The organism is Pleomorphochaeta sp. DL1XJH-081, from assembly GCF_049310885.1.
GTDB lineage: Bacteria > Spirochaetota > Spirochaetia > Sphaerochaetales > Sphaerochaetaceae > CAYZJV01.
On record NZ_JBMDYO010000125.1, the window covers coordinates 1 to 263 of the forward strand.

Consider the following 263-nt stretch of genomic DNA (forward strand, 5'->3'; position numbering starts at 1 on the left):
TCGATCCCGTCGATAGGCGGAACGCGCGGCACGATCCCACTGGCGAGGATCGTTTCATCGAACGCCTGTAACTGATCCGCCGTCACGGTGTGATTGAGTTTCAGCGTCACGCCCGTCACTTCGATCATCCGGCGGTAGTAGCGCAGCGTTTCGTAAAACTCCTCTTTGCCGGGGATCTGTTTGGCGATATTAAACTGCCCGCCGATCTCGCTGTGCGCATCAAACAATGTTACCTGATGCCCACGCGCCGCCGCGTTAATGGC

The 263-nt window shown here is 57.8% G+C and carries 1 pseudogene; it reads right to left on the reverse strand.

Annotation, left to right across the window (positions count from 1 at the left end):
• Nucleotides 1-263: pseudogene (locus tag ACODJP_RS14165) on the reverse strand (NADPH-dependent 2,4-dienoyl-CoA reductase); the annotation flags it as partial.